This window comes from Dinghuibacter silviterrae (assembly GCF_004366355.1).
Taxonomy (GTDB): domain Bacteria; phylum Bacteroidota; class Bacteroidia; order Chitinophagales; family Chitinophagaceae; genus Dinghuibacter; species Dinghuibacter silviterrae.
In genome coordinates this window covers 563,138-584,885 of sequence record NZ_SODV01000001.1, presented here as the reverse complement: position 1 = coordinate 584,885, position 21,748 = coordinate 563,138, and the positions used below count along the sequence as shown (strand labels likewise).

At 54.4% G+C, this 21,748-nt stretch carries 20 protein-coding genes; 9 read left to right on the top strand and 11 right to left on the bottom strand.

Annotated features, from left to right (window positions below):
- Positions 1-2 precede the first annotated feature (2 nt).
- The 3 genes from EDB95_RS02550 to EDB95_RS02540 form a co-directional block, all read right to left on the bottom strand.
- The gene (locus EDB95_RS02550; RefSeq protein WP_246073462.1) at positions 3-1,511 is read right to left on the bottom strand and encodes an Rne/Rng family ribonuclease; all 1,509 of its coding nucleotides are present in this window, start codon (positions 1,509-1,511) and stop codon (positions 3-5) included.
- A gap of 321 nt (positions 1,512-1,832) precedes the next feature.
- Positions 1,833-2,717: a tetratricopeptide repeat protein gene (locus EDB95_RS02545; protein ID WP_133990264.1), complete on the bottom strand. Its 885-nt coding sequence runs from the start codon at positions 2,715-2,717 to the stop codon at positions 1,833-1,835.
- A gap of 27 nt (positions 2,718-2,744) precedes the next feature.
- Positions 2,745-3,035, bottom strand: a complete 291-nt coding sequence (locus tag EDB95_RS02540) for an HU family DNA-binding protein (protein ID WP_133990262.1) — start codon at positions 3,033-3,035, stop codon at positions 2,745-2,747.
- Positions 3,036-3,187: 152 nt separating this feature from the next.
- Between EDB95_RS02540 and mutY the strand changes: the two genes are divergently transcribed.
- The 6 genes from mutY (at position 3,188) to EDB95_RS02510 (ending at position 8,882) form a co-directional block, all read left to right on the top strand.
- On the top strand, positions 3,188-4,270 hold the full coding sequence (gene mutY / locus EDB95_RS02535; RefSeq protein ID WP_133990260.1) for an A/G-specific adenine glycosylase: 1,083 nt from the start codon (positions 3,188-3,190) through the stop codon (positions 4,268-4,270).
- Between the two features lie 214 nt (positions 4,271-4,484).
- Complete coding sequence (locus tag EDB95_RS02530; protein WP_246073458.1) at positions 4,485-4,898, top strand: single-stranded DNA-binding protein; 414 nt, start codon at positions 4,485-4,487, stop codon at positions 4,896-4,898.
- A gap of 30 nt (positions 4,899-4,928) precedes the next feature.
- On the top strand, positions 4,929-6,236 hold the full coding sequence (gene gldE / locus EDB95_RS02525; RefSeq protein WP_246073456.1) for a gliding motility-associated protein GldE: 1,308 nt from the start codon (positions 4,929-4,931) through the stop codon (positions 6,234-6,236).
- Positions 6,237-6,240: 4 nt separating this feature from the next.
- Complete coding sequence (gene gldD, locus EDB95_RS02520; RefSeq protein ID WP_133990254.1) at positions 6,241-6,876, top strand: gliding motility lipoprotein GldD; 636 nt, start codon at positions 6,241-6,243, stop codon at positions 6,874-6,876.
- 45 nt (positions 6,877-6,921) lie between these two features.
- Positions 6,922-7,500: a DUF3109 family protein gene (locus tag EDB95_RS02515; protein WP_133990252.1), complete on the top strand. Its 579-nt coding sequence runs from the start codon at positions 6,922-6,924 to the stop codon at positions 7,498-7,500.
- A complete protein-coding gene (locus tag EDB95_RS02510; RefSeq protein WP_133990250.1) occupies positions 7,497-8,882 on the top strand; it encodes a LutB/LldF family L-lactate oxidation iron-sulfur protein in 1,386 nt (461 codons plus the stop codon). The genes EDB95_RS02515 and EDB95_RS02510 overlap by 4 nt, the downstream gene beginning before the upstream one ends.
- Positions 8,883-8,884: 2 nt before the next feature.
- On the opposite strand, the gene EDB95_RS02505 is transcribed toward EDB95_RS02510, so the two are convergent.
- Genes EDB95_RS02505 through EDB95_RS02485 form a run of 5 tightly spaced genes read right to left on the bottom strand, consistent with a single transcriptional unit; the run spans position 8,885 to position 14,028 of the window.
- Positions 8,885-9,367 carry a hypothetical protein gene (locus EDB95_RS02505; protein WP_133990248.1) on the bottom strand — a complete coding sequence of 161 codons (483 nt, stop codon included), beginning with the start codon at positions 9,365-9,367 and terminating at the stop codon, positions 8,885-8,887.
- Between the two features lie 51 nt (positions 9,368-9,418).
- Entirely contained in the window at positions 9,419-9,574 is a 156-nt protein-coding gene (locus EDB95_RS02500) for a lmo0937 family membrane protein (protein WP_133990247.1), read from the bottom strand.
- A gap of 46 nt (positions 9,575-9,620) precedes the next feature.
- Positions 9,621-11,066: a hybrid sensor histidine kinase/response regulator gene (locus tag EDB95_RS02495; protein ID WP_133990245.1), complete on the bottom strand. Its 1,446-nt coding sequence runs from the start codon at positions 11,064-11,066 to the stop codon at positions 9,621-9,623.
- An 8-nt stretch (positions 11,067-11,074) separates the two neighbouring features.
- On the bottom strand, positions 11,075-12,577 hold the full coding sequence (locus EDB95_RS02490; protein ID WP_133990242.1) for a sensor histidine kinase: 1,503 nt from the start codon (positions 12,575-12,577) through the stop codon (positions 11,075-11,077).
- An 11-nt stretch (positions 12,578-12,588) separates the two neighbouring features.
- Positions 12,589-14,028: a sigma-54-dependent transcriptional regulator gene (locus tag EDB95_RS02485; protein ID WP_133990240.1), complete on the bottom strand. Its 1,440-nt coding sequence runs from the start codon at positions 14,026-14,028 to the stop codon at positions 12,589-12,591.
- Positions 14,029-14,216: 188 nt separating this feature from the next.
- On the opposite strand from EDB95_RS02485, the gene EDB95_RS02480 reads away from it, so the two are divergent.
- Together EDB95_RS02480 and EDB95_RS02475 are read left to right on the top strand one after the other, a co-directional pair.
- Positions 14,217-14,636, top strand: coding sequence for a response regulator (locus EDB95_RS02480; protein ID WP_133990239.1), 420 nt, complete (start codon positions 14,217-14,219; stop codon positions 14,634-14,636).
- A gap of 103 nt (positions 14,637-14,739) precedes the next feature.
- Positions 14,740-15,075 carry a response regulator gene (locus EDB95_RS02475; protein WP_133990237.1) on the top strand — a complete coding sequence of 112 codons (336 nt, stop codon included), beginning with the start codon at positions 14,740-14,742 and terminating at the stop codon, positions 15,073-15,075.
- On the opposite strand, the gene purH is transcribed toward EDB95_RS02475, so the two are convergent.
- From purH to EDB95_RS02460, 3 genes are all read right to left on the bottom strand, one after another.
- Positions 15,072-16,592, bottom strand: a complete 1,521-nt coding sequence (gene purH, locus EDB95_RS02470; protein ID WP_133990235.1) for a bifunctional phosphoribosylaminoimidazolecarboxamide formyltransferase/IMP cyclohydrolase — start codon at positions 16,590-16,592, stop codon at positions 15,072-15,074. The two genes, EDB95_RS02475 and purH, sit on opposite strands and share 4 nt — an antisense overlap.
- Positions 16,593-16,639: 47 nt before the next feature.
- Positions 16,640-19,459 (bottom strand): carbamoyl-phosphate synthase large subunit, encoded by a 2,820-nt coding sequence (carB, locus tag EDB95_RS02465; RefSeq protein ID WP_133990233.1) that lies wholly within the window; start codon positions 19,457-19,459, stop codon positions 16,640-16,642.
- Between the two features lie 130 nt (positions 19,460-19,589).
- A complete protein-coding gene (locus tag EDB95_RS02460; protein ID WP_133990231.1) occupies positions 19,590-19,817 on the bottom strand; it encodes a hypothetical protein in 228 nt (75 codons plus the stop codon).
- A 353-nt stretch (positions 19,818-20,170) separates the two neighbouring features.
- On the opposite strand from EDB95_RS02460, the gene EDB95_RS02455 reads away from it, so the two are divergent.
- Positions 20,171-21,739, top strand: a complete 1,569-nt coding sequence (locus EDB95_RS02455; RefSeq protein ID WP_162852461.1) for a M23 family metallopeptidase — start codon at positions 20,171-20,173, stop codon at positions 21,737-21,739.
- Positions 21,740-21,748: the final 9 nt, after the last annotated feature.

Below are 21,748 nucleotides of genomic sequence, written 5' to 3'. Positions count from 1 at the left end.
GATCAGATCTTGATCTCTTCCTCGTTCCGGTCGAAGAAGTGATACTCCGTGAGGTGGTAGTTGGTATTCCCCTTGATGCGGATGTTCTGTTTGTACTTCCAGCACCATTTGATGCGGCGTGAGTACCAGCCTCGTTTAAGGTAGGCCTCCATGATGGGGTGGACCGTGACGGTCAGCCCCTTGTGCTGCTGCATGATGAGGTAGTTCAGGTTCTTTTCGATCTCGTCTTCCAGGATGAGGGTGGACGTGATCTTGCCCGTGCCGTTGCAGGTGGGGCATACTTCCTGGGTATTGATGTTGACTTCCGGGCGCATGCGCTGACGCGTGATCTGCATGAGCCCGAATTTGGAAATCGACAGGATGGCGTGTTTGGCGCGGTCGGTGGCCATGAACTTCTCCATGGCGTCCATGACGGCCTTTTTGTTGTCGGGATGCTTCATGTCGATGAAGTCCACGACGATGATGCCGCCCAGGTCGCGCAGGCGGAGCTGACGGGCGATCTCCTCGGCGGCTTCCATATTGGTCTCCAGCGCGTTGGTCTCCTGGTTGTTGGAAACGCTTTTGTAGCCGCTGTTGACGTCGATGACGTGGAGGGCCTCGGTGTGTTCGATGATCAGGTAGGCGCCGCTGGCGAGGTTTACGGTCTTGCCAAAGGCAGCCTTCACCTGTTTGGTGACGCCGTAGCTGTCGAACACCGGGGAGCCGTTGTGGTGCAACGTAACGATGTCGGCCTTTTCGGGGGCGATGCGCTGGATATAGTTGCGGGTGTCGTTGTAAATGTTCTTGTCGTTGACGACGATGCGGTTGAAGTCGCCGTTGAGCAGGTCCCTGAGAATACTGGTCGTCTTGGTCTGCTCGCTCATGATCTTGGCCGGGGCCACGGCGCCTTTGAGGTTGCGCTGAAGGGTCTGCCAGCTGTCGACGAGCATTTGCAGGTCCTCGTGGAGCTCGGCGGTGTTTTTGCCTTCCGCGGCCGTGCGGACGATGACGCCAAAGTTCTTGGGCTTAATGGCCTCAACGATCTTGTGCAGGCGGCGACGTTCTTCCCCGGAATGGATCTTCCGGGAAACGGCAACGATATCGTTAAAAGGCGTGACGACGACAAAACGCCCGGGGAGGGAAATTTCGCAACTCAGGCGGGGTCCCTTCGCAGCGATCGGTTCTTTCAGAATCTGGACGAGGATGTTGGGCTTTCCGTTCAGGACTTCGTTGATCTTGCCGGTCTTGACGATCTCGGGTTCGTTTTGGAAGGAACTGAAGTCAAAACCGGTTTCCGATTTATCGTTGACAGCCAGTTGGGTGAATTTCAGGATGGAACGGGCGTACGGACTCAGGTCGGTGTAGTGGAGGAAGCCGTCCTTTTCAAAACCCACTTCGACAAACGCAGCATTCATTCCGGGGACGAGCTTTTTGACTTTGCCGAGGTACAAATCGCCTACCGAAAAGCTTGCATCTGCCTGTTCGTGGTGGAGTTCAACAAGTTTTTTGTCTTCCAGTAACGCAATCTCCACCGATTGTGGAGCTGTATTTATGATTAATTCCTTATTCAAAGCACATTGCCTTTAATATTCCGTGGTCACTTCAAACGGGTTAGGCGTTCATAACAAAGTTAGGTAGCAGAAGGCAAAAAGCCGGTAAGCGGCGGAGCGCTAGACCGGCATAATAAGCTGGAGGAGAGCAAACGGAACTATTTGCCCTTTTTCTTATGTCGATTCTTACGAAGACGTTTTTTACGTTTGTGTGTGGCGATCTTATGCCGCTTTCTTTTCTTACCACAAGGCATACTACGAAGATTTTTTTTGATTACAAAATACTGATTCTAAACGTCCTTGTCACTGGATACCCGGTGACGTCCGGATTCTTTTATTGATCTCCTTCAAAAAGGAGGTGTCGCTTTTCAATTTGCCCGACGATACCAGCCGGGTGTAGGTTGACCTCAGGTTCAGGTAGGCTTTCCGGGACGATTCCCGGTCGCCTTTTTCCTCGTAGAGATCGGCTAATCTCATCTGAACATCCAGATTATCAGGATCATGACGCAGGACCGCTTGAAAACGGTCGATGGCCTTATCCGTTTGCCCCGAGACAATGCCGGCCAAACCCAGCATATACTGGGCATAGGTGTTGGCGGTGTCCCGCTGAGCGACTTCCCGGATCTTCAGGATGCCTTGCATTGTTTCTTGGGGAGACCCTGAGCCGCCGAAGATGTAGCAACTACCCAGGCTGACTTTGGCGGAGTCGTCCGCCGGATCGAGCGTCAGGACCTTGTTGTACAGGTCCTTGGCCTGATCTGCTTCCCAGCTCCGGAGCGGAGCTTCCTGGACGGTTTGCAGGTCTTCAAAAAACAAATTGGCTGCAAAGGTCAGGCTTTTTTTAGAATTTTCCAACTTCGCAGCCAGGGCCGTGTATTCGGCATAGGGCACAAATATCTTCGCTGTGTCGCCCCAGAAGGCGGCCAGTTGTCTGTAAGCTTGAATCTGTTGGGTAAGTACGTCGCCCCGTACGACGGCATGTTCCAGCTGGGTGACGTAAGCAAGTTGAGTGGGGGTAATTTTTTGCTTGGCAATAGCAAGCATTGCCGGAAAGTCCAGCTTCGTGCTGTCGCCCGTAGCAGATGCTGCAGGTTTATCCCCTTGGGTAGGAACGGTTCTCCCAAAAAAGAAGAAACCGATCAATACAACGAAACCAAGACCAACGACCAGTAATTGCTGTTTTTTCACCACTCCCTCCGGATTGAGGGGGCAAAGTTACTTGCCATTCTGCATTTTCTTGACTTCCGCGACGAATTCTTTGGAAGGTTTAAAAGCAGGCACGTAGTGTTCAGGGATCTGGACGGCCGTATTTTTCTTGATGTTACGACCGATCTTGGCAGCCCGTTTTTTCGTAATGAAACTGCCAAATCCCCGGATATAAATGTTTTCCCCGTTGGAAAGGGTTTCTTTTACTTCTTTAAACATGGTTTCCAAAGTCACTAATACGTCCACTTTGGGAATCCCCGTTTTGTCTGCAATCTGGTTCACTAAATCGGCTTTGCGCATGGTGTTTAGATTAAGTTAGAGTACATATTTTAACAGAACAAAATACATGCCCACAAAAGTGATGCTAAATTTTTGAATATTAAAGTGATATAAAATTAAAAATTTTTTGACACAATTCCCGCATCTTTGACGCCCCGGAGGCGCCTTTTTTCATGCAAACCCGCTTTTTCACCCAAAAGCTCCTGGAATGGAACGCCGGAGAGAACACCCGGCAAATGCCCTGGAAGGGGGAAAAGGACCCCTATAAAATCTGGCTGAGCGAGGTTATATTGCAGCAAACCCGCGTGGAGCAAGGGTTGGCGTATTACGAACGCTTCGTAGATGCCTTCCCCCGGGTCGCCGATCTGGCGGCGGCGCAGGACGACCGGGTCTTTAAGCTCTGGGAAGGTTTAGGGTATTATTCCCGGTGTAAAAACCTTCTTCAAACCGCCCGGTATATCGCCGGGGAGCTCCAGGGACGTTTTCCCGATACTTATCAAGATATCTTGGGTCTAAAAGGAGTGGGGTCGTATACGGCCTCGGCTATTGCTTCTTTTGCTTTTGGACTTCCGCACGCGGTCGTCGATGGGAATGTCCTGAGGGTACTCAGCCGTTTTTTTGGGATCGATACCCCGATCGATACAACCGAAGGCCGGTCGGTCCTGACCGCGCTGGCGGATCAATGCCTGGACAAAGATGACCCCGCGGCCTACAACCAGGCGCTGATGGATTTTGGCGCTGTCGTTTGTAAACCGGTCCGCCCTGCCTGTGACACCTGTCCGTTCAAAAGCAGGTGTGTGGCCCTGAAACAGGAAAAGGTAGACCTGCTGCCGATCAAAAGCAAACGGCTGGTGCGCAAGGATCGCTTCTTTTTGTACCTGGTCGCCGAATACAATAACGGGGTTTATATCCGCAAGCGCACCGGCAAGGATATTTGGCAACAGCTCTTTGAATTTATCGGGCACGAAGTTCCAGCTGACGAGGATGGGGAAGACTACGGCCGGCAACTGAAAAAACGATGGTTCACGGCGCTTTTTGGAAAAGACGGCTTTACCGTATTGGGCGCCTCGCCGGTGTACCGGCAATTGCTGACCCATCAGCAGGTCAAGGCACGGTTTGTGCGGATCCACCTGGAGCGGCCCCTGGCGGACGGGGAGTACATCTGGGTGGACCGGAAGGAGCTGGCAACCTATCCTTTTCCCCGTCTCCTTAACGACTACCTGAACGCGCCCATCCAAGCAGGGCAACTCTTCTAGGGCGCCTCCGGCGCCCTGCCCGAAGGGCCATCGTTAGCGGTGTGGCGGCGGCGGCCTAAATTGCCGCTTAGGTCGCCGCCGCCACTCTTTTGACCCTCGTTTGTTTGCAAGAAAATTAATGTATATTTAAGAGAGATTGTGAGCACGCAGGCCCGTGGGGCTGCACGCGTAAAATTCAAAAAATAAGAGCCATATGAGAGGCGTAAATCGGGTTATGTTGATCGGTAACCTCGGAAAAGACCCGGATGTACAATATCTGGAAGGAAATATTGCCGTGGCTAAATTCCCGCTGGCCACCACGGAGACGTTTAAAGACAGGGCCGGCAAGCTGATATCGCAGACGGAATGGCATACGGTTGTCCTCTGGAGGGGGCTTGCGGAGCTGGCCCAGAAATACCTGCACAAAGGCAGCCTTGTATACATAGAAGGCCGTCTGAAAACCCGGAGCTGGGAGGACAAGGAGGGCAATAAGAAGTTTGCCACCGAGGTCGTTGGTGATAACCTGATCATGCTTGATAAAAGGGCGGATGTTTCCGGTCCGGCCCCCGGTTCAGGGGAACATGGGATGGAAGGATTGAGCTCCGTGGATATTCCGCCGATCGGCGACGCGAACGATCTTCCCTTCTAATCGTTACATTTGTTCACTTAATCGTTCATTTTGGACCATCCTCCCAACGCGCCCATTCTCCTGACAGCTATTAATACCCAGGGTACTACCGTTTGGATAGTATTGTTCATCGCACTCATCTTCCTGTTGTTCGTCGTCAGCGGATCGGAGATTGCACTTTTTACCCTGACTTATAAGGACCAGAATATTCTAAAGACCAAACAGGTCCCCTACGCCCGCCGGATCACGACCTTGCTGGAGGAACCAAAGATCCTCCTGGCCTCGCTCCAGTGCGCCAGCGGCTTTTTGCATATCGTTCTGATCCTGATGGCCAACAGCCTTATAGACACCTTCCTTCCGATGGATCCTGCCCTTTTCTGGGTGGTGTTGATCGTCAAGATCCTCGTGATCACCATTGTACTCCTGCTGCTTTGCGACGTGCTTCCAAGGGTGTATGCCTCCCAAAACAACATCCGGTTTGCCAAGTTTTCCAGCTGGTGGCTGGACGCCCTGGTCGTGCCGCTTTTCCGGAGAACCGGTCAGTTTATGGTCCGGATGTCGGAAGGGGTGGAAACGGGTTTGGGGATAGGCGACGCAACAGAATACAGCCTTCAACAGATCGACCAGGAAGAAACCTCCCAGGAAGAAAGAAATATCCTGAAGGGGATCGTCAAGTTCGGGAACATCACTGTGAAACAGGTCATGCGCACGCGTCTGGATGTAAGCGGTCTGGACTATACGCTCACGCTGGCCGAGGTGTTGAGGAGGGTGGAAGACCTGCACTACAGCCGGTTGCCCGTGTATAAAAATGACCTTGACGAAGTAGCGGGTATACTCAACACCAAGGACCTGTTGCCTTATATCGGGAAAGACTCCCTCCAGGGGTTTGACTGGCACAGCCTTCTGAGGCCGGTCTATTTTGTTCCCCAAAATAAACTCATCGACGACCTCCTCAAAGAGTTCCAACACAAACGCACCCATATCGCGGTCGTGGTGGACGAATTTGGAGGGACGAGCGGGATCGTCACCCTCGAAGACATCCTGGAGGAGATCATCGGGGACATCAAGGACGAGTTCGACGACGAGGAAAGTGTCAACAAAAAACTGGACGACAATAACTTTATCTTTGAGGGGCGGACCTCCATCCTGGACGTATGCAAGGCCATGGACCTCCCCCTGGATACCTTCGAATCGGTACGGGGCGAAAGCGATTCCCTGGCCGGCCTGGTCCTGGAACTGGCGGGGAAATTCCCTGCCCTGAACGAGGTGATCACCACCGGCGAGTTTGATTTCGCCGTTCTGGAGATCAACCGCAACCGGATACAGAAAGTAAAAGTGACGATCAAGCGCTCCTCTTAAAGTAATGAGAAAGTATTTTTTAGCCGCATTTCTCTTTTGCGCCTGCAATGGCGTTCCGATCCCCAAACCCAAGGGCTATTTCCGGATCGACCTCCCCCGGCACGAGTACCGGCTGTTCAGCCAGCCGGGCTATCCCTACAGCTTCGAATATCCCGTATACGCGAATATCGTCAGGGACTCTTCGTATTTCGACGAACAACCCGACAACCCTTACTGGATCAATGTCGACTTCCCCTCCTTCCAGGGGCGCATTTACCTGAGCTATATCAACATCGGGACCCATGCCCTGTACAAAGTCAAAGGATCCGGGGGCGCCTATCATGACTCCCTGGGTGTCAACACACTGGACAAGCTTGTAGGGGACGCCTTCAACCTGACCAACCGTCACGTCGAAAAGGCATCCTCTATCGATCAGTACCCGGTTGCCCCTTTTCCCGGTACCGCCGGGTTTATCTTCGAAGTGGGCGGCAACGCGGCCACGCGTTACCAATTCTTTGTCACCGATTCCGCCCATCATTTCCTAAGAGGCGCGTTGTACTTCTATACGACACCCAATGAGGATAGCCTGAGGCCGGTCAACCAGTTTCTGTCCGAGGATATGAAACACATGATCGCGACCCTGCAGTGGAAGCGGCCGTAGGGCGGCCGCTCGTCGCAAACACAAAAGCCGTAACTTTGCTACCGTATGATCGTGATTGACGACGTCATCGTGAGCGATGCGGTAGTGGACGAACAGTTTGTGTGCGACCTGAATCATTGTAAGGGCGGCTGCTGTGTAGACGGAGATGCCGGAGCCCCGCTAACCGACGAGGAGCTGGACCTGATCAACCATTTTGTCGATCTGGTCAAACCCTACCTGACGGACGAAGGCCGTGCAGTGATCGAAGCGCAGGGACACTATGTGTATGACCGGGAGTTTGGCTGGGTGACCCCGACCATCGCGCACAAGATGTGTGCGTATGGCTATGTGGATGCGCAAGGCATCGTAAAATGCGGGATCGAAAAGGCGTACAACGACGGTTTGATTTCCTGGCGGAAACCCCTGAGCTGTCATCTTTTCCCCATCCGTACAAAGGCCAGCCACGACGGCAAACACGAATACGTCAACTACGAACCCAGGCAGGACCTTTGCAAGGCCGCCTGCAGCCTGGGCAAAAAATTAAAAGTACCCGTTTATGTTTTCTTAAAGGACGCGTTGACCCGGAAATACGGAGCCGCGTTCTATGAAGTGCTCGACAAGATCGCAAAAGAATATAAACGATGAACGAGACGGGTTCAACCTTTCTGGCGAAGTCTACGGTGAAGGCCGGGGACATCGAACATCGCCGTAAGATCAACTTCAATATCGGGCGTTATAATGCGTCGGTGCCCAAGGGCAAAGCACAGTTTTCCGACCTGATGCTGGCCAGGGAAAGGGCGAAGAACCTCAAGTGGAGGGCCATGGAGACGCTGGATCAGCAGTTGGAGGAGTTCGAGATGCACCTGACGCGCCGGGGTGGCCGCGTGCTGTGGGCGGAGAACGGGGAGCAGGCATTGGAACACATCCTCGCGATCTGCCGGGACAAGGATTGCAAGACGGTGGTCAAGAGCAAGTCCATGGTGACGGAAGAAATCCACCTGAACGCCTTCCTGGAAAAAAATGGGATCCAAAGCATAGAAACAGACTTGGGAGAATATATCCAGCAACTGGACGGTGAACCGCCTTACCATATCGTGACGCCGGCCATGCACAAAAGCAAGGAGGATATTGCCAAGCTGTTCGCCGAAAAGCTGGGTACGGATCCAAAGCTGACACCCGAGCAGATGACGCTGGTTGCCCGGGACGTGTTGCGTTCCAAATATGTGGAAGCGGAGATCGGGATCACGGGTGCGAATTTTATCATTGCCGATACCGGCGGCATCGCCCTGACGGAAAACGAGGGCAATGCCCGTCTGAGCAGCGGCTTTCCGGCGACGCATATCGTCATTGTCGGCCTGGAAAAAGTCATTCCCTCCCTGACAGACCTGGCCTTGTTCTGGCCGCTGCTGGCCACCTTTGGCACGGGTCAGCAGGTGACCGTGTACAACACGATCATCAGTGGTCCTGCCCAACCCGGGGAAACCGATGGCCCGAAGGACATGATCGTCATTCTGCTGGACAACGGACGGACCAACATCCTGGCCAGCCCGGTACAACGCGAAAGCCTTTACTGTATCCGCTGCGGGTCCTGTCTGAATGCCTGTCCCGTGTATAAGAACATCGGCGGGCATGCCTACGGCACCACGTATAGCGGGCCGATCGGCAGCATCATCACCCCCCATCTAAAGGACCTGGCGGAATATAAACACCTCAGCTATGCTTCCTCCCTCTGCGGCAATTGCACCGAGGTTTGCCCGATCCGGATAAACCTGCACGAGCTTTTGCTGGAAAACCGGCACGAGGCCGCGGACAAGGGCAGCAATGGATGGAAGGAAGGATTTGCCTGGAAAGTGTGGAAGCGGGTTTCTTTGAACCGCCGGTGGATGAATATGGGGAACGGGAAGCTCAAAAACAAGCTGGTCAACCGCATGGCCAAAGAATGGACCCGGCATAGGGCGGACCTTGACTTTGCACCCAAGACATTTAATGAGATGTGGCGGGAACAAAGGGGCGCCCGCCGCATCTGAGGTTAGCCTAATTGGTACATCGTCTTCCCCGAGTCGAGCAAATTAAACCAGGATAATACCCGGTTGACCATTTTGGCCACGGGTGAAGCCTCTTCGGCATCCCATTCCAGCAGCTCCACCCGGCCGATCTTTACCTTGACGAGGATGGACGAAGCATCTACCGGTGGAAGGTCGGTGTGTAATAGCTCCCAGTTGTACCGCTCTTCAGGATCATATATAATATACCCCCTGCCGATGATGTTCAGTGAATAGGCGGCATTCTTCCGGAAGTAGTTGAGCTGCACGGGGAATGACGTGTCGAATTCGCTCACTTGCTGGAGCGGCATGGGGACAATGAACCAAAGCTGGCCGGCTTCGTCTATGTCCAGGGTCTGGACGACGGCGGGTGGGAGGTGTAAAACGCTTTCACTTTGGTCAAAGAATAAGGCGCTCCCAAGTTCCAGGATCTTATCCCGGAGGTGTGGAAAGTTACTTTCGTGCTTCATAGGTTTTTATTAAGCTGTAAGATATATAGTAAATATAATGCCACTTTTTGCCTAGTAATCAGCTCCCCGGCGGATCAGGCCGAGCAGGATGGAAATGACGGCAAGGACCAGCAGGATGTGGATGAGGCTGCCTACGCTGTACACAAAAAAGCCAAGTATCCATCCGATGATGAGGATGACCGCGAGCAGGTATAATAAGGTGCGCATACGATAGGTGTTTACACCTACATATACAAAACCTTTGCCATCCATGCTATGGTCTTGGGAAAAACAACGTGAAAGTTGTTCCCCTTTGTTCTTCCGAACGGACGTCGATGGAGCCCCGGTGTGCCTGTACGATGTTGAGCGTAGCCGCCAGCCCCAACCCCATGCCGTTCCTTTTGGAGGTGAAATAAGGCTCGAAAAGCCGGGAAAGATGTTCCTGGCTGATTCCGCAGCCGTTATCGGTGATCTGGACGATATAGTGTTCGGGGTCCTGCAATAAACCGATGATGAGTTCGCCCTGCCCCGGCTCCACGGCCTCAACCGCATTGATGATGATGTTCAGCAGGGCGATCTTGAGTTTACCGGCGTCGGCGTCCAAAAAGAGCGGGGTTTCGGGGAAGACCTTCCGGAGCCTTACCCTTTTCAGGTTGATCCGGTCGACGGCGATGTCCAGCGCTTGCTCCAGGAGCTCCCGGAGGTCGTTCCGGCCCAGGGCCATTTCGGTGGGTCTGGACGAGTCCAGGAGTTCAGAGATCAGGGCTTCGATACGGTGGCTGTTTCTCCGGATGATGTCGAGGTAGAGGGCTTGCTCCGGGTCCTTCAGGTCGTGCTGGAGCTGTTCGGTGGACAGGTTTATGTTGTTGAGTGGATTCCTTACTTCGTGAGCCAGGGTCCGGACGAGTCTTCCCGCGGCCGCGAGTTTTTCGGCCTGGAGGGTGATCTTTTCCGCCTTTTTGAGGGCAGTGATGTCGTGGATGATGCCCTGGAAGTAATCGCCCTCGATCTCGTCGTGCTCCATGGAGGCGCTGAGGATGCAGCTCAGCTTCTGCCCGTGTTTGCCGGCGAGTACGATTTCCCAGTCGTTGATCTCGCCCCAGCGCTTGAGCCTGCCCTCCAGGTGGGCCTGGTCTTGTTTGTCCTCGATAAGATCGGGCAACATCCGCGCCGATAATTCCTCCCTGGAATAACCCAGTAAGGCAATCATGCCCTCGTTGACGTCCTTGATCCGGAGGTCCTTGTCCGAGAGGAAAACGGCGTCTTTGGAACGTTCGAAGATGCTTCGGTATTTCCGCTCGTTGTGCCGGAGGGCCCGCATGGATTCCGCGCGTTCCAGGGCATAGCGGATACACCGCTCCAGCTTTTCCGTATTGAGTTCGGTCTTAACCAGGTAATCGGTGGCGCCTACCTGCATGGCTTCCATGTCGATCTTCTGGTTCCCTTTCCCCGTCAGCAGGATGAGGGGGTCGTCGCAGCGGTGGGCGATGGCGCTGCGGATAAGGTCAAGGCCGGTATGCGCGCCGAGCCGGTAGTCGATCAGGTAGATGTCGTAAGCCCGTTCCAGGATCCGGGCCAGACCGGTTTCATACTGCGGACACCAGTCCAGGACAAAGGACTGCCCCGGTATGTCCTTTATATAGTCGCTGGTGATAAAAAAATCATCCTCGTCGTCGTCGATGATCAGGATTTTTTTTGGATGAAGGTGGCTCCTTGTCATGGTGTATCTCAGGTGTGCTGTGCGGGTAAAAATACGGTAAAGACCGATCCGTTGCCGGGGGTGGAGTCCGCTGTGATGACACCTCCATGCTGGTCGACGATTTTTTTACATATCGCCAGGCCCACCCCGGAACCCGGGTATTCCGATTTGCCGTGTAGCCGCTGGAATATCAAAAAGATGCGGTCGGCATATTCCCGTTCGAAGCCGATCCCGTTATCGGAAACGGTCATCTCGTACCCTCCGGGGACCGGTTTGCAGCCGATATGGATGCGCGTAAATACATCGGTTTTCCGGAACTTCAGGGAGTTGCCCAGCAGATTGACAAAGAGCTGGCGGACCTGCGGGCCGTTGCAAACGATGGTGGGCAGCGCTTCCTGTTCGATCAGGGCCCCCGCCTCCTCGATCTTGAGCTCCATCTCTGCTTTGGCGTCTTCCAGCAGCCGGTTGAGATCGGTCGGCGCAAAAACTTCTTCGGAACGTGATATCCTGGAGAACTCCAGAAGGTTGTCGATGAGGATACGCATGTTTTCCGTGGCGACGGTCATCCTGGAGAGATAGGCAATGCCCTCGTTGCCCAGGACGGGCCCGAATTTGGCCAGGAGACGGTCGCTAAAGGTGACGATTTTGCGCAGGGGTTCCTGGAGGTCGTGGCTGGCGACATAAGCGAATTCTTCCAGCTCTTTGTTGGACCTGGCGAGCTCCGCCAGGTAGCTCTCGATTTCCTGCTGGTGACGGATGACCCCGGTCACGTCGCTGACGGCGCCGATGATCTTGGCGATATTGCCGTCGTCACCGGCAACGGTCTTCGCCTTACCGTGGATGACCTTCTCCTCGCCGGTTTTCAGGCGTATCCGGTATTCTACCTCGTAGTCCTTTTTCTCCCGGATGGCTTTTTGAATGACGGCGTCTACCCGGGGCCGGTCCTCGGGGACGATGTGCCCCATATAAAACTCATATTGTTCCGCCTCTGAAAGTGTACGAACCGTGGCGCTGATGGACTCGTCATAGCCTAAGATCGCATACACGCCCGCGGAGCGTTCGAACCGGCCTTCCGAAAAGTCCCAGTCCCAGGTACCGAACTCCAGCATAGTTTCCACTTCCTTGCTGAGTTCCCTGGACTTTCGAAGTTCTTCCTCCGAACGGAGCTGATCGGTGATGTCCAGGGCGATAAAAAGTATGGAAAGCGGCTTCCCATCTGCGTCTCGTTTCAGGATATTGCCATGGGTCCTGAAGTAACGCCAGGTGTCCCCTTTCCGGTTGTACCGGGCCTGGAAGGAACGGGTCTCGTTGTTTTTGAGGCCGGCATAATAGGCGAGTTCCTTTCTTACGAATGCCACGTCGTCCTTGAATACCAACTGCATCCAGTCGTCCTTCCACGACAGCACGTCCTCCGCGGAATAGCCCAGGAGTTCCGAGACCCGTTTGGAGACAAAAGACAAATGACCCGTCCCGGTGTCATATATGTACACGATGCCGGGGAAGAAGTCATAAATCAAGTCTTGCTCTGTCATTATCCCCCTCCCTACAATTGCTTGATCTTTTTGTACTGGTTCAGGATGTTGTAGATCGTTTTGCGGTCGATATTGAGGAGTTTTGCAGCCTTGGATTTATTGAAGTCCACTTCTTCCAGCGCCTTCAATACCATTTCGTATTCGGCGTCGAGGCTGGCGGTTTTGAGGCTTTTGAATTCCTTTTCCTTTTTGGGCTCCGTCATAACGGGCGGAAGGGGATCGACAGCATCCTTTGACTCCGATCCTTGGTCAAACCGGAGCTTTTCAAAGTGGGTGATCTCAAAGGGAAGGCTCGACACTTCCACCCGTTCTCCCTCGGTCAGCAGGGTAGCGCGCTTGACGACGTTTTTGAGCTCGCGAAGGTTTCCAAACCAGACATAATTGAGGAAAATGTCTTCCACTTCGGGGGAAAAGCCGCGGACGTTTTTACCCAATTCCCCATTGGTGATCTCCAGGAAGTGCCGGGCAAAAAGCAGGATGTCACCCTTTCGATCCCTCAACGGCGGAACGGCAATGCTGAATTCGTTAAAACGATGAAACAGGTCCTCGCGGAACTTGCCCTTGTGGGCCGCGTCCCACAATTTCTCGTTGCTGGCAACGATGATGCGAACGTCCAGGTCGATGTCCTTGACCCCGCCCACGCGCCGCATTTTCCTTTCCTGTACCACGCGCAACAGGGACACCTGGATATCGTAGCTCAGGTTGGCGATCTCGTCGAGGAATATGGTGCCGCCATTGGCCAGCTCGAAGCTGCCGGTCTTTTGGTTAAGTGCCCCGGTAAAAGAGCCCTTTTCGTGGCCAAACATTTCACTCCCGGCCAGCTCCTTGGACATGGCGCCGCAATCGATGGCAACAAAGGGTTGGGCGCTCCGCCGGCTGCGGGCGTGGATCTCCCGCGCGATCACTTCTTTGCCGCTGCCGCTTTCCCCATAGATGACAACACTATAGTTGGTGGGGGCCACCAGGTCGATCTGTTTGAGGATGTTCCGGAACTCTGCGGTGTTTCCGTGGATGTATTCGCTACCCAGGGCGGTGGGGGTGGGCGCCGCCGTCTCTGTGTTTTCCCGCACCGGCGCCGGCGTCTGGATATTTTTTTCGGCCAATGCCTTTTTGATCGTCAGCAGGATCTCGTCCGGAAAAAGAGGTTTGGTGATGTAATCGAAGGCGCCGTGCTTCATGACGTCCACCGCCGCCTTGACGTCGCTATAGCCGGTGATGATGATAAAGGGGACCTCGTAGTGAAGCTCCTTTGCCTTTTTGAGCAGCTCATCCCCGTTCATGTCTTCCAGCCTGAAGTCGCAAAGGATCAGGTCTGGCTTGTTGCCCTGCAGCCATTCTATCGTTTTTTTGCCGGTATGCAACGTTTGTACCTCGAATCCATTTCTGGACAGGAAACGTTGCAACAACAGGCACATATCACGGTCATCGTCGGCGACTAGGATCTTGAGCATGGTAGCGGTTTTTGCTGTTTTTCATGAGTTAGCAGAGAATTACCCGGTTGCAATACGGAAGCCAAAGTATAACTAACTCCAGGTCAAATATTTGAATTTCACTTTTGGGCTTCTTTTTCTGAAATTTACTGCTTTTGTGGAAGAATTTCCACAGCGGATGTGCGGAGGGCATGTGTTATCTTTAAGCTATGGTACCCAATGTTTCGATTCTTATAGCAGAAGACGATGCAGACGACCGCTTCCTGCTCGAAACGGCTTTTGCGGAAAACGGATTTGCGGATACGATCGATTTTGTGGAAAATGGCGTGGAGGTGATGAACTATCTCCGCGGTCTGAAAAAAAATGCCTATCCCCATTTCATTTTACTTGACCTGAACATGCCCAAAAAAGGCGGCCGGGAGGTGCTCCGGGAAATAAAAGAGCACCCGGATCTTAAGGACATACCCGTTGTTATCTTCACGACGACGAATAACGAAAAGGAGATCAGCCGTTGTTACGAATTGGGGGCCAATAACTATATCGTCAAACCCTATAGCTTTGAGCTTTTGCTAAAGATCGTCCGTCAGGTGCGGAGCTATTGGCTGAAGAAACCGGCGGCCTCCTTATAACGGGTTTTGGCACGACAATTTAATAGTACTTACAAGTGACGCCGCAGGCGCCTATAGAACATGGGCCCCTCGCCGGGGCCCATGTGGAATAAATTCTACGTCCATGAAAAAGGTGTTGGTCATCGATGATGAGGTCGATTTCTGTCTGCTCATGAAACAATTCCTGCAACGAAAAGGGTACGCGGTGGAAATAGCGCATACGCTGGCCGAAGGTCTCGACAAACTGCAGGAATACCATCCCGACCTCGTCTTTTTGGACAACAACCTACCCGACGGAACAGGCTGGGAAATGGCTTTCAGCCTGATGCGCCTCCATCCCAAGCTCAAGATCAACCTGATCAGCGCCTTCAAAAACCTGATGACGCCTGTCGACAGTCAGCAAGTAAGGGTGTTAGAGAAGCCGGTAAGCTTCTCCGCCCTGGAGGCCTATCTCTACTAGTGCCTGAAGTGCCGCTGCCCGGTCATGACCATGGCGATTTTATTGTCCACCGTATATTGGATCGAATCTTTGTCCCTGACCGAGCCGCCCGGTTGGATGATCGCTGTGATGCCTTCCGCGTGCGCCATCCGGACGCAGTCGTCGAACGGGAAGAAGGCGTCGGAGGCCAGCGCGGCGCCCTTCAGATCGAATTCGAACTGGTGCGCCTTTTCAAGTGCGTGACGGAGCGCGTCCACCCGGCTGGTTTGGCCGCAGCCCTTGCCGATGAGCTGTTTGTTTTTCACCAGCGCGATGGCGTTTGACTTGAGGTGTTTGCACACGAGGTTGGCAAAAACCAGGTCGGATTTTTCCACGGGAGTGGTTTCCCGTCCGCCCACTTCTTTCCATTCGGCATAGTTCCCTTTGTCGGTATCCTGGGCCAGAATGCCGCCCAGCAGGGACTTGAATTGCTCGCCAGCCTTGACCGGAGCTTTCTGGACGAGGAGGATGCGGTTCTTTTTTGTCTGCAGGATCGCCAGCGCGTCGGCGTCGTAGCCCGGGGCGATGAGTACCTCGAAAAATATCTCGCTGATGGCTTCTGCCGTGGCCTTGTCCACCCTGGTGTTGGAGACCAGGACGCCGCCGAAAGCGGACTCGGGGTCCCCCGCCAGCGCCGCCTTCCAGGCTTCCGCCAGCGTAGGACGGCTGGCGATGCCGCAGGGGTTGGTGTGTTTGATGATGGCGAAGGTGGCTTCGTTGTTTCCGGCGAATTCTTCGATCAGCTGAACCGCGGCGTCTACGTCGACGAGGTTGTTATAGGAAAGCTCCTTCCCGTGGAGCTTGTCGAAATACTTGTCCAGGTCGCCATAGTAGGTGCCTTTCTGGTGCGGGTTTTCGCCGTAGCGGAGGACTTGCTGTGCTGCGTCCCTGTTGTTCAGGGCCGCCACGCTGGCGGGGCTAAAATACCCGGAGATGGCGATATCGTAGTGCATGACGACTTCGAAAGCCAGCGCGGCAAAGGCTTTGCGTTGCGCCAGGGTGAAGACGCCCTTTTGTTCCCGGAGCAGGTTTTCCAGGGTGGGGTAGTCTTTTTTGGCAGCTAAGACAACGACGTCCTTATGGTTTTTGGCGGCGGCCCGGATCATGGACGGACCGCCTATATCGATCTTCTCGATGATGGCTTGTTCCTCGGTGGTGTTCCTCAGGGTTTCCTCGAAAGGATAGAGGTCGACGATGACGAGGTCGATGGGTGGAATATGGTACTGGGCCATTTCCTGTACATCCGTTTCGTTGGCCCGCCGGCCGAGGATGCCGCCGAAAACGGCGGGGTGAAGGGTTTTTACCCGTCCGCCTAAAATAGAGGGGTAGGTCGTCAGGCTTTCCACACCGGTACAGGGAACGCCTAAGGATTCGATGAACTGCTGGGTGCCCCCGGTGGAATAAATGGTGACGCCCAGGTCGTGGAGTTGTTTGACGATCGTGTCCAGGCCGTCTTTATAAAAGACGGAGATCAGAGCGGATTGTATCTTTTTGTCCATAGTTATATAAAATGCGTGCGGCGGCCCCGAAGGGGCCGCCGCTGTGTTTATTTGCTCAGGCGCATACTGCGTTCCTTGTATAAAGTCCGGAAGTAGGGATCCCGGAGGTCCTTGATGAAGCGGATCGCCTCACCCGTGGACTTCATTTCGGGGCCCAGCTCCATGTTCACACCGGGGAACTTGTTAAAGCTGAACACCGGTTCCTTGATGGCAAATCCTTCGAGGTTTTTTTCGAAGGTAAAGTCGGTGAGCTTCTTGGTGCCCAGCATGACCTGTGTGGCGACGTTGAGGTACGGAATGCCGTAGGCCTTTGCGATAAAAGGCGTTGTCCGGGAGGCCCTGGGATTGGCCTCGATGACATAGACCTTTTCATCCTTGATGGCGAACTGGATATTGATCAGGCCTTTGATGTTCAAGGCGCGGGCGATCTTTTCGGCATAGTATTCCATCGTGGTCACGGTCATGGGGCCCAGCTTGAAGGCGGGCAACATGGCGTGGCTGTCCCCGCTGTGGATACCTGCGGGCTCGATGTGTTCCATCACACCCATGACGTGGAAATTCTCCCCGTCGAAGATGGCGTCGATCTCGGCCTCCTGGCAGCGGTCCAGGAAGTGGTCGATGAGGATCTTGTTACCGGGGAGGTGTTTGAGCAGGCTGACGACGGCCTTTTCCACTTCGTCGTCGTTGAGGACGATGCGCATCCGCTGGCCTCCAAGTACATAGCTAGGACGGACAAGGACAGGATAGCCTACCTTGTTCGCCACTACTACGGCTTCGTCTACGTCGTGAGCGGTGCCGTAATCCGGGTAAGGGATTTTAAGGTCTTTCAGCATGTCGCTGAACCGGCCGCGGTCTTCGGCGATGTCCATGCTATCATAGGAGGTACCGATGATGCGGATACCGCGGTTATGTAGCTTTTCCGCCAGCTTCAGGGCGGTTTGGCCTCCGAGCTGTACGATGACCCCTTCTGGTTTTTCCAGCTCTATGATCTCCCAGAGGTGTTCCCAGAAGACGGGTTCGAAGTACAGTTTATCGGCTATGTCGAAGTCGGTGGAGACGGTTTCGGGGTTACAGTTGATCATGATGGCCTCGTAACCCGCTTCTTTGATGGCCAGCAGGCCGTGGACGCAGCAATAGTCGAACTCGATCCCCTGGCCGATGCGGTTGGGACCGGATCCGAGAACGATGACCTTCTTTTTGCCGGACGCCTTGCTTTCGTTTTCCCCGTCCTCGAAGGTGGAGTAGAAGTAGGGGGTCTTTGCCTGGAACTCTGCGCTACAGGTGTCGACCATCTTGTAGACCCGGGTGATGCCGGCGGCCTTCCGCTTGTTGTATACGTCGTCTTCGGTGGCGTTGGGGATGATCTTGGCGATCTGGTCGTCGCTGAACCCGTGGCGCTTGGCCGCCTTGAGCAGGTCCAGGGGCAGGGTATCCAGCCGGTATTTGGCCAGTTGTTTTTCCAGGTCGACGATCTTCTGGATCTCGTAAATGAACCAGCGGTCGATCAGGGTGGCCTGGACGATGGTCTTTACGCTGACCCCCATCATGAGGGCGTCCTTTATCCGGAAGATCCGGTCCCACTTCGGAGTCTTGATATAGTCGATGATGGCTTCGGCGTGCATCATGCTTTTGCCATAGTAGCCCAGGCCGACGGCGTTGTTCTCCAGGCTTTGGCAGGCCTTCTGGATGGCTTCGGTAAAGCTCCGGCCGATGCCCATGACCTCGCCCACGGACTTCATCTGCAAACCCAGGGTATCGTTGGCGCCCTTGAATTTGTCGAAGTTCCAGCGGGGGATCTTGACGATCACGTAGTCCAGGGCAGGCTCGAAGTAAGCGGATGTGGACTGGGTGATCTGGTTTTTTAGTTCGTCGAGGGTATAGCCGATGGCCAGCTTGGCGGCGATTTTGGCGATAGGATAGCCCGTGGCTTTGGAGGCGAGGGCAGAGGACCGGCTTACCCGGGGGTTGATCTCGATGGCGATGATCTCTTCCGTCTGGGGGTTGAGGGCGAACTGGACGTTACACCCGCCGGCAAAATTGCCCAGGTCCCGCATCATCATGATGGCGGTATTGCGCATCAGCTGGAAGGCCGTATCGCTCAGGGTCATGGCGGGCGCCACGGTGATGGAGTCCCCGGTATGCACCCCCATGGGGTCGAAGTTCTCCACCGTACATATAATCACGACGTTGTTATTGGCGTCCCTAAGGAGCTCCAGCTCGAACTCCTTCCAACCTAAGACGGCCTTTTCGACGAGGACTTCGTGGATGGGGGAAGCGGTCAGCCCCCGGTTGAGGGCCTCGTCCAGATCCTCTTTGCCATGGACGAAACCACCGCCGGTACCCCCCAGGGTAAAGGAAGGACGGATGACCAGCGGAAAGCCGATCTCCTGGGCGTACTCCTTTCCTTCCAGCCATGAGTTGGCGGTCCTGGCCGGGGCCACGGGGACGCCCAGCTCGATCATCCATTGACGGAACTTCTCGCGGTCTTCGGCCTTGTCGATGGCCTTGATGTCCACCCCGATGAGGCGGACGTTATATTTTTCCCACATACCCAGCTCCTCTGCCTCTTTGGCCAGGTTCAGGGCTGTCTGACCGCCCATGGTCGGCAGGACGGCGTCAATCTGGTTCTCCTGGAGGATCTGCTCGATGCTCTCCACCGTGAGGGGCAACAAATACACCTTGTCCGCCATCATAGGGTCGGTCATGATCGTAGCGGGATTGCTATTGATCAGGACCACGCTTACGCCTTCCTCTCTCAGACTGCGCGCAGCCTGGGAGCCGGAATAGTCGAATTCACACGCCTGGCCGATAATGATCGGCCCTGAACCGATGATCAGGACTGACTTGATGGAAGTGTCTTTTGGCATTGCTAAATGGGGGGGCTTTTTGCGGCGCGAAGGTACAAAAAAATCGTCGGGTTTTCGCTACGGCGCGATCGGGCACAAAAAAGGGTTATGCATTGGCATAACCCGTTGATTATCATCAGATGAAAAAAAGTTACTTCACCGCGCCGTCGTGATAGGCGGAGATTTCGAATTCGTCAAGCTTGACTTCGGAGGTGCGCTTCTTTTTTCGCTTGCCTTGATAGAAGGGATCATAGGGATGAACGTAATTGAATCCGTCATTCCATACGGGGTCATTGTCCCCTTTACGATGAAAAACCCTCCCAGGCCATTCGGCAATCATCGTTGCCCATCTTTTTAGTGTGTAAAATGTCCTTTTCATAACCCACAGATTTTTTTAGGTGCTTTGATCACGGCGAAGAACTACCTCCTTATCATTAGACAAACGAACTTAGTCAAACGCTGTACCAAAACATACGATTTTCATTTAGTTAACAGTTTTCGCCCGAAATAGAAAGGCCATGGCTATTTTTGCAAACTATCCGTTAACAAGATTCAGGCGTTATGGTTATCCGACAAAGGACGAGATGGATCGTGCGATTTTTCGCAGGGTGGATTTTGAGTGTAATTTACAACATTTCTTTCGCTCAGGAAATACCACAAAGCGGGTATCCACAAGGATACTTTATAAACCCGCTTGACCTGCCGGTCCATCTGGCCGGGAATTTTGGCGAATTGAGGCCTGGCCATTTCCACATGGGCCTGGACATAAAAACAAACGGACGCACTGGCTTCCCCGTACATGCCGCAGCCGACGGGTATATTTCCCGCGTAAAAATCGAATCCGTCGGTTTTGGAAATGCGATATATATCAACCATCCGAACGGGTATACGACAGTTTATGTGCACCTGGACCATTTCACGCCGGCCCTGGAGGCGTATGTAAAGGAGCAACAGTACAAGCTCGAACGCTGGGAAGTACTTCTTGACATTCCGCCCGACCTTTTTCCTGTCCGCCAGGGCCAGGTGATTGCCGCCAGCGGGAATACGGGCGGTTCCATGGCGCCGCACCTGCACTTCGAGATCCGGGACACCCATGCGGACGAAAACCGGAATCCTTTTCTTTTCGGATTGCCGATCGTCGACAACCTGCCCCCTGTCCTGTCGAGGGTAGGCGTGTACGACGGAGACCAGAGTGTTTATCTCCAGGTTCCCCGGCTTTACCCGCTCGCGCCGGCGTCCGGCGTCTATACGGTACCGGGACATGAGGTCGTGACCCACGCCACCAAGGTCCGCCTGGCGATCGGCGCGGTGGATCTCCAGACGGGTTCGGCGAACAAACTGGGTATCTACAGCGCAACCGTTTTCGTGGACGGCAAGCCGGTGAACGGATTTACGCTCGACCGGTTTGGTTACGACCTTACGCGCTATGTCAACGCCCATACGGACTACAGCCTGAAAACCGGCGGCGGTCCGTCCCTGGAGTTCCTAAGCCCCCTTCCGGGGGACCTGCTCCCCATCTATCATCCCGCGTCCGAAGACGGTTTAGTCCACTTGAATGACGACGAACCCCATCCGGTCAGGATCGAAGTAAAGGATGCGGCAGGCAACACCTCGGTGGCGGCCTTTACCTTGCGCAGGGAAGGCCCTGCGCCGGTCAACGACCAGGGCGATCTTTTCCTGCCGAACCAGGTCAATGTCTTCGAAAACGACGAATTCCTGTTGTACTTGCCGGAACATGCGTTGTATGATGCGGTGAGACCGGTGTTTCAGAACCTCGGTTCGACTGCCGCCGAGCCCGGTTCGGTCCCGCTTTCACCGGTTTACAGCGTGCTGGCCTCGTCTATTCCCGTCGAGGATTCCTTTACGGTCAGCATACGTCCCCCGGCGACGCTCCCCGATCAGGAAACAGGGAAGTATGTCATTTTCGAAACCGGGGCCCGCGCCCACCACGTCTCGCGGGTGACCTGGAGTAAAGGCTGGGCCAGCGCCAGGCTGAAGGACCTGGGCGAATTCCGGTTGCTCAGGGACGACACACCCCCTGAGATCCGGCCGTTGGGCTGGACCGACGGGGCGCAGCTTTCCCGGCGGGGGGTATTGAGTGTTGCGGTAAAGGACAACCTCGGTTCTGTGAACGGGTTCCGCGCAGAGCTCGACGGCAAATGGCTGATGTTCAGTTATAAGGGGGATGTATACACGTATCATTTCGATGCGCACTTTCCACCGGGGGAGCACGTCCTCACTTTATCCGTTTATGACGAGGCAGGCAACCTGACCCGTCGGACCTATCACGTAAGTCGCTAATCAATTTTA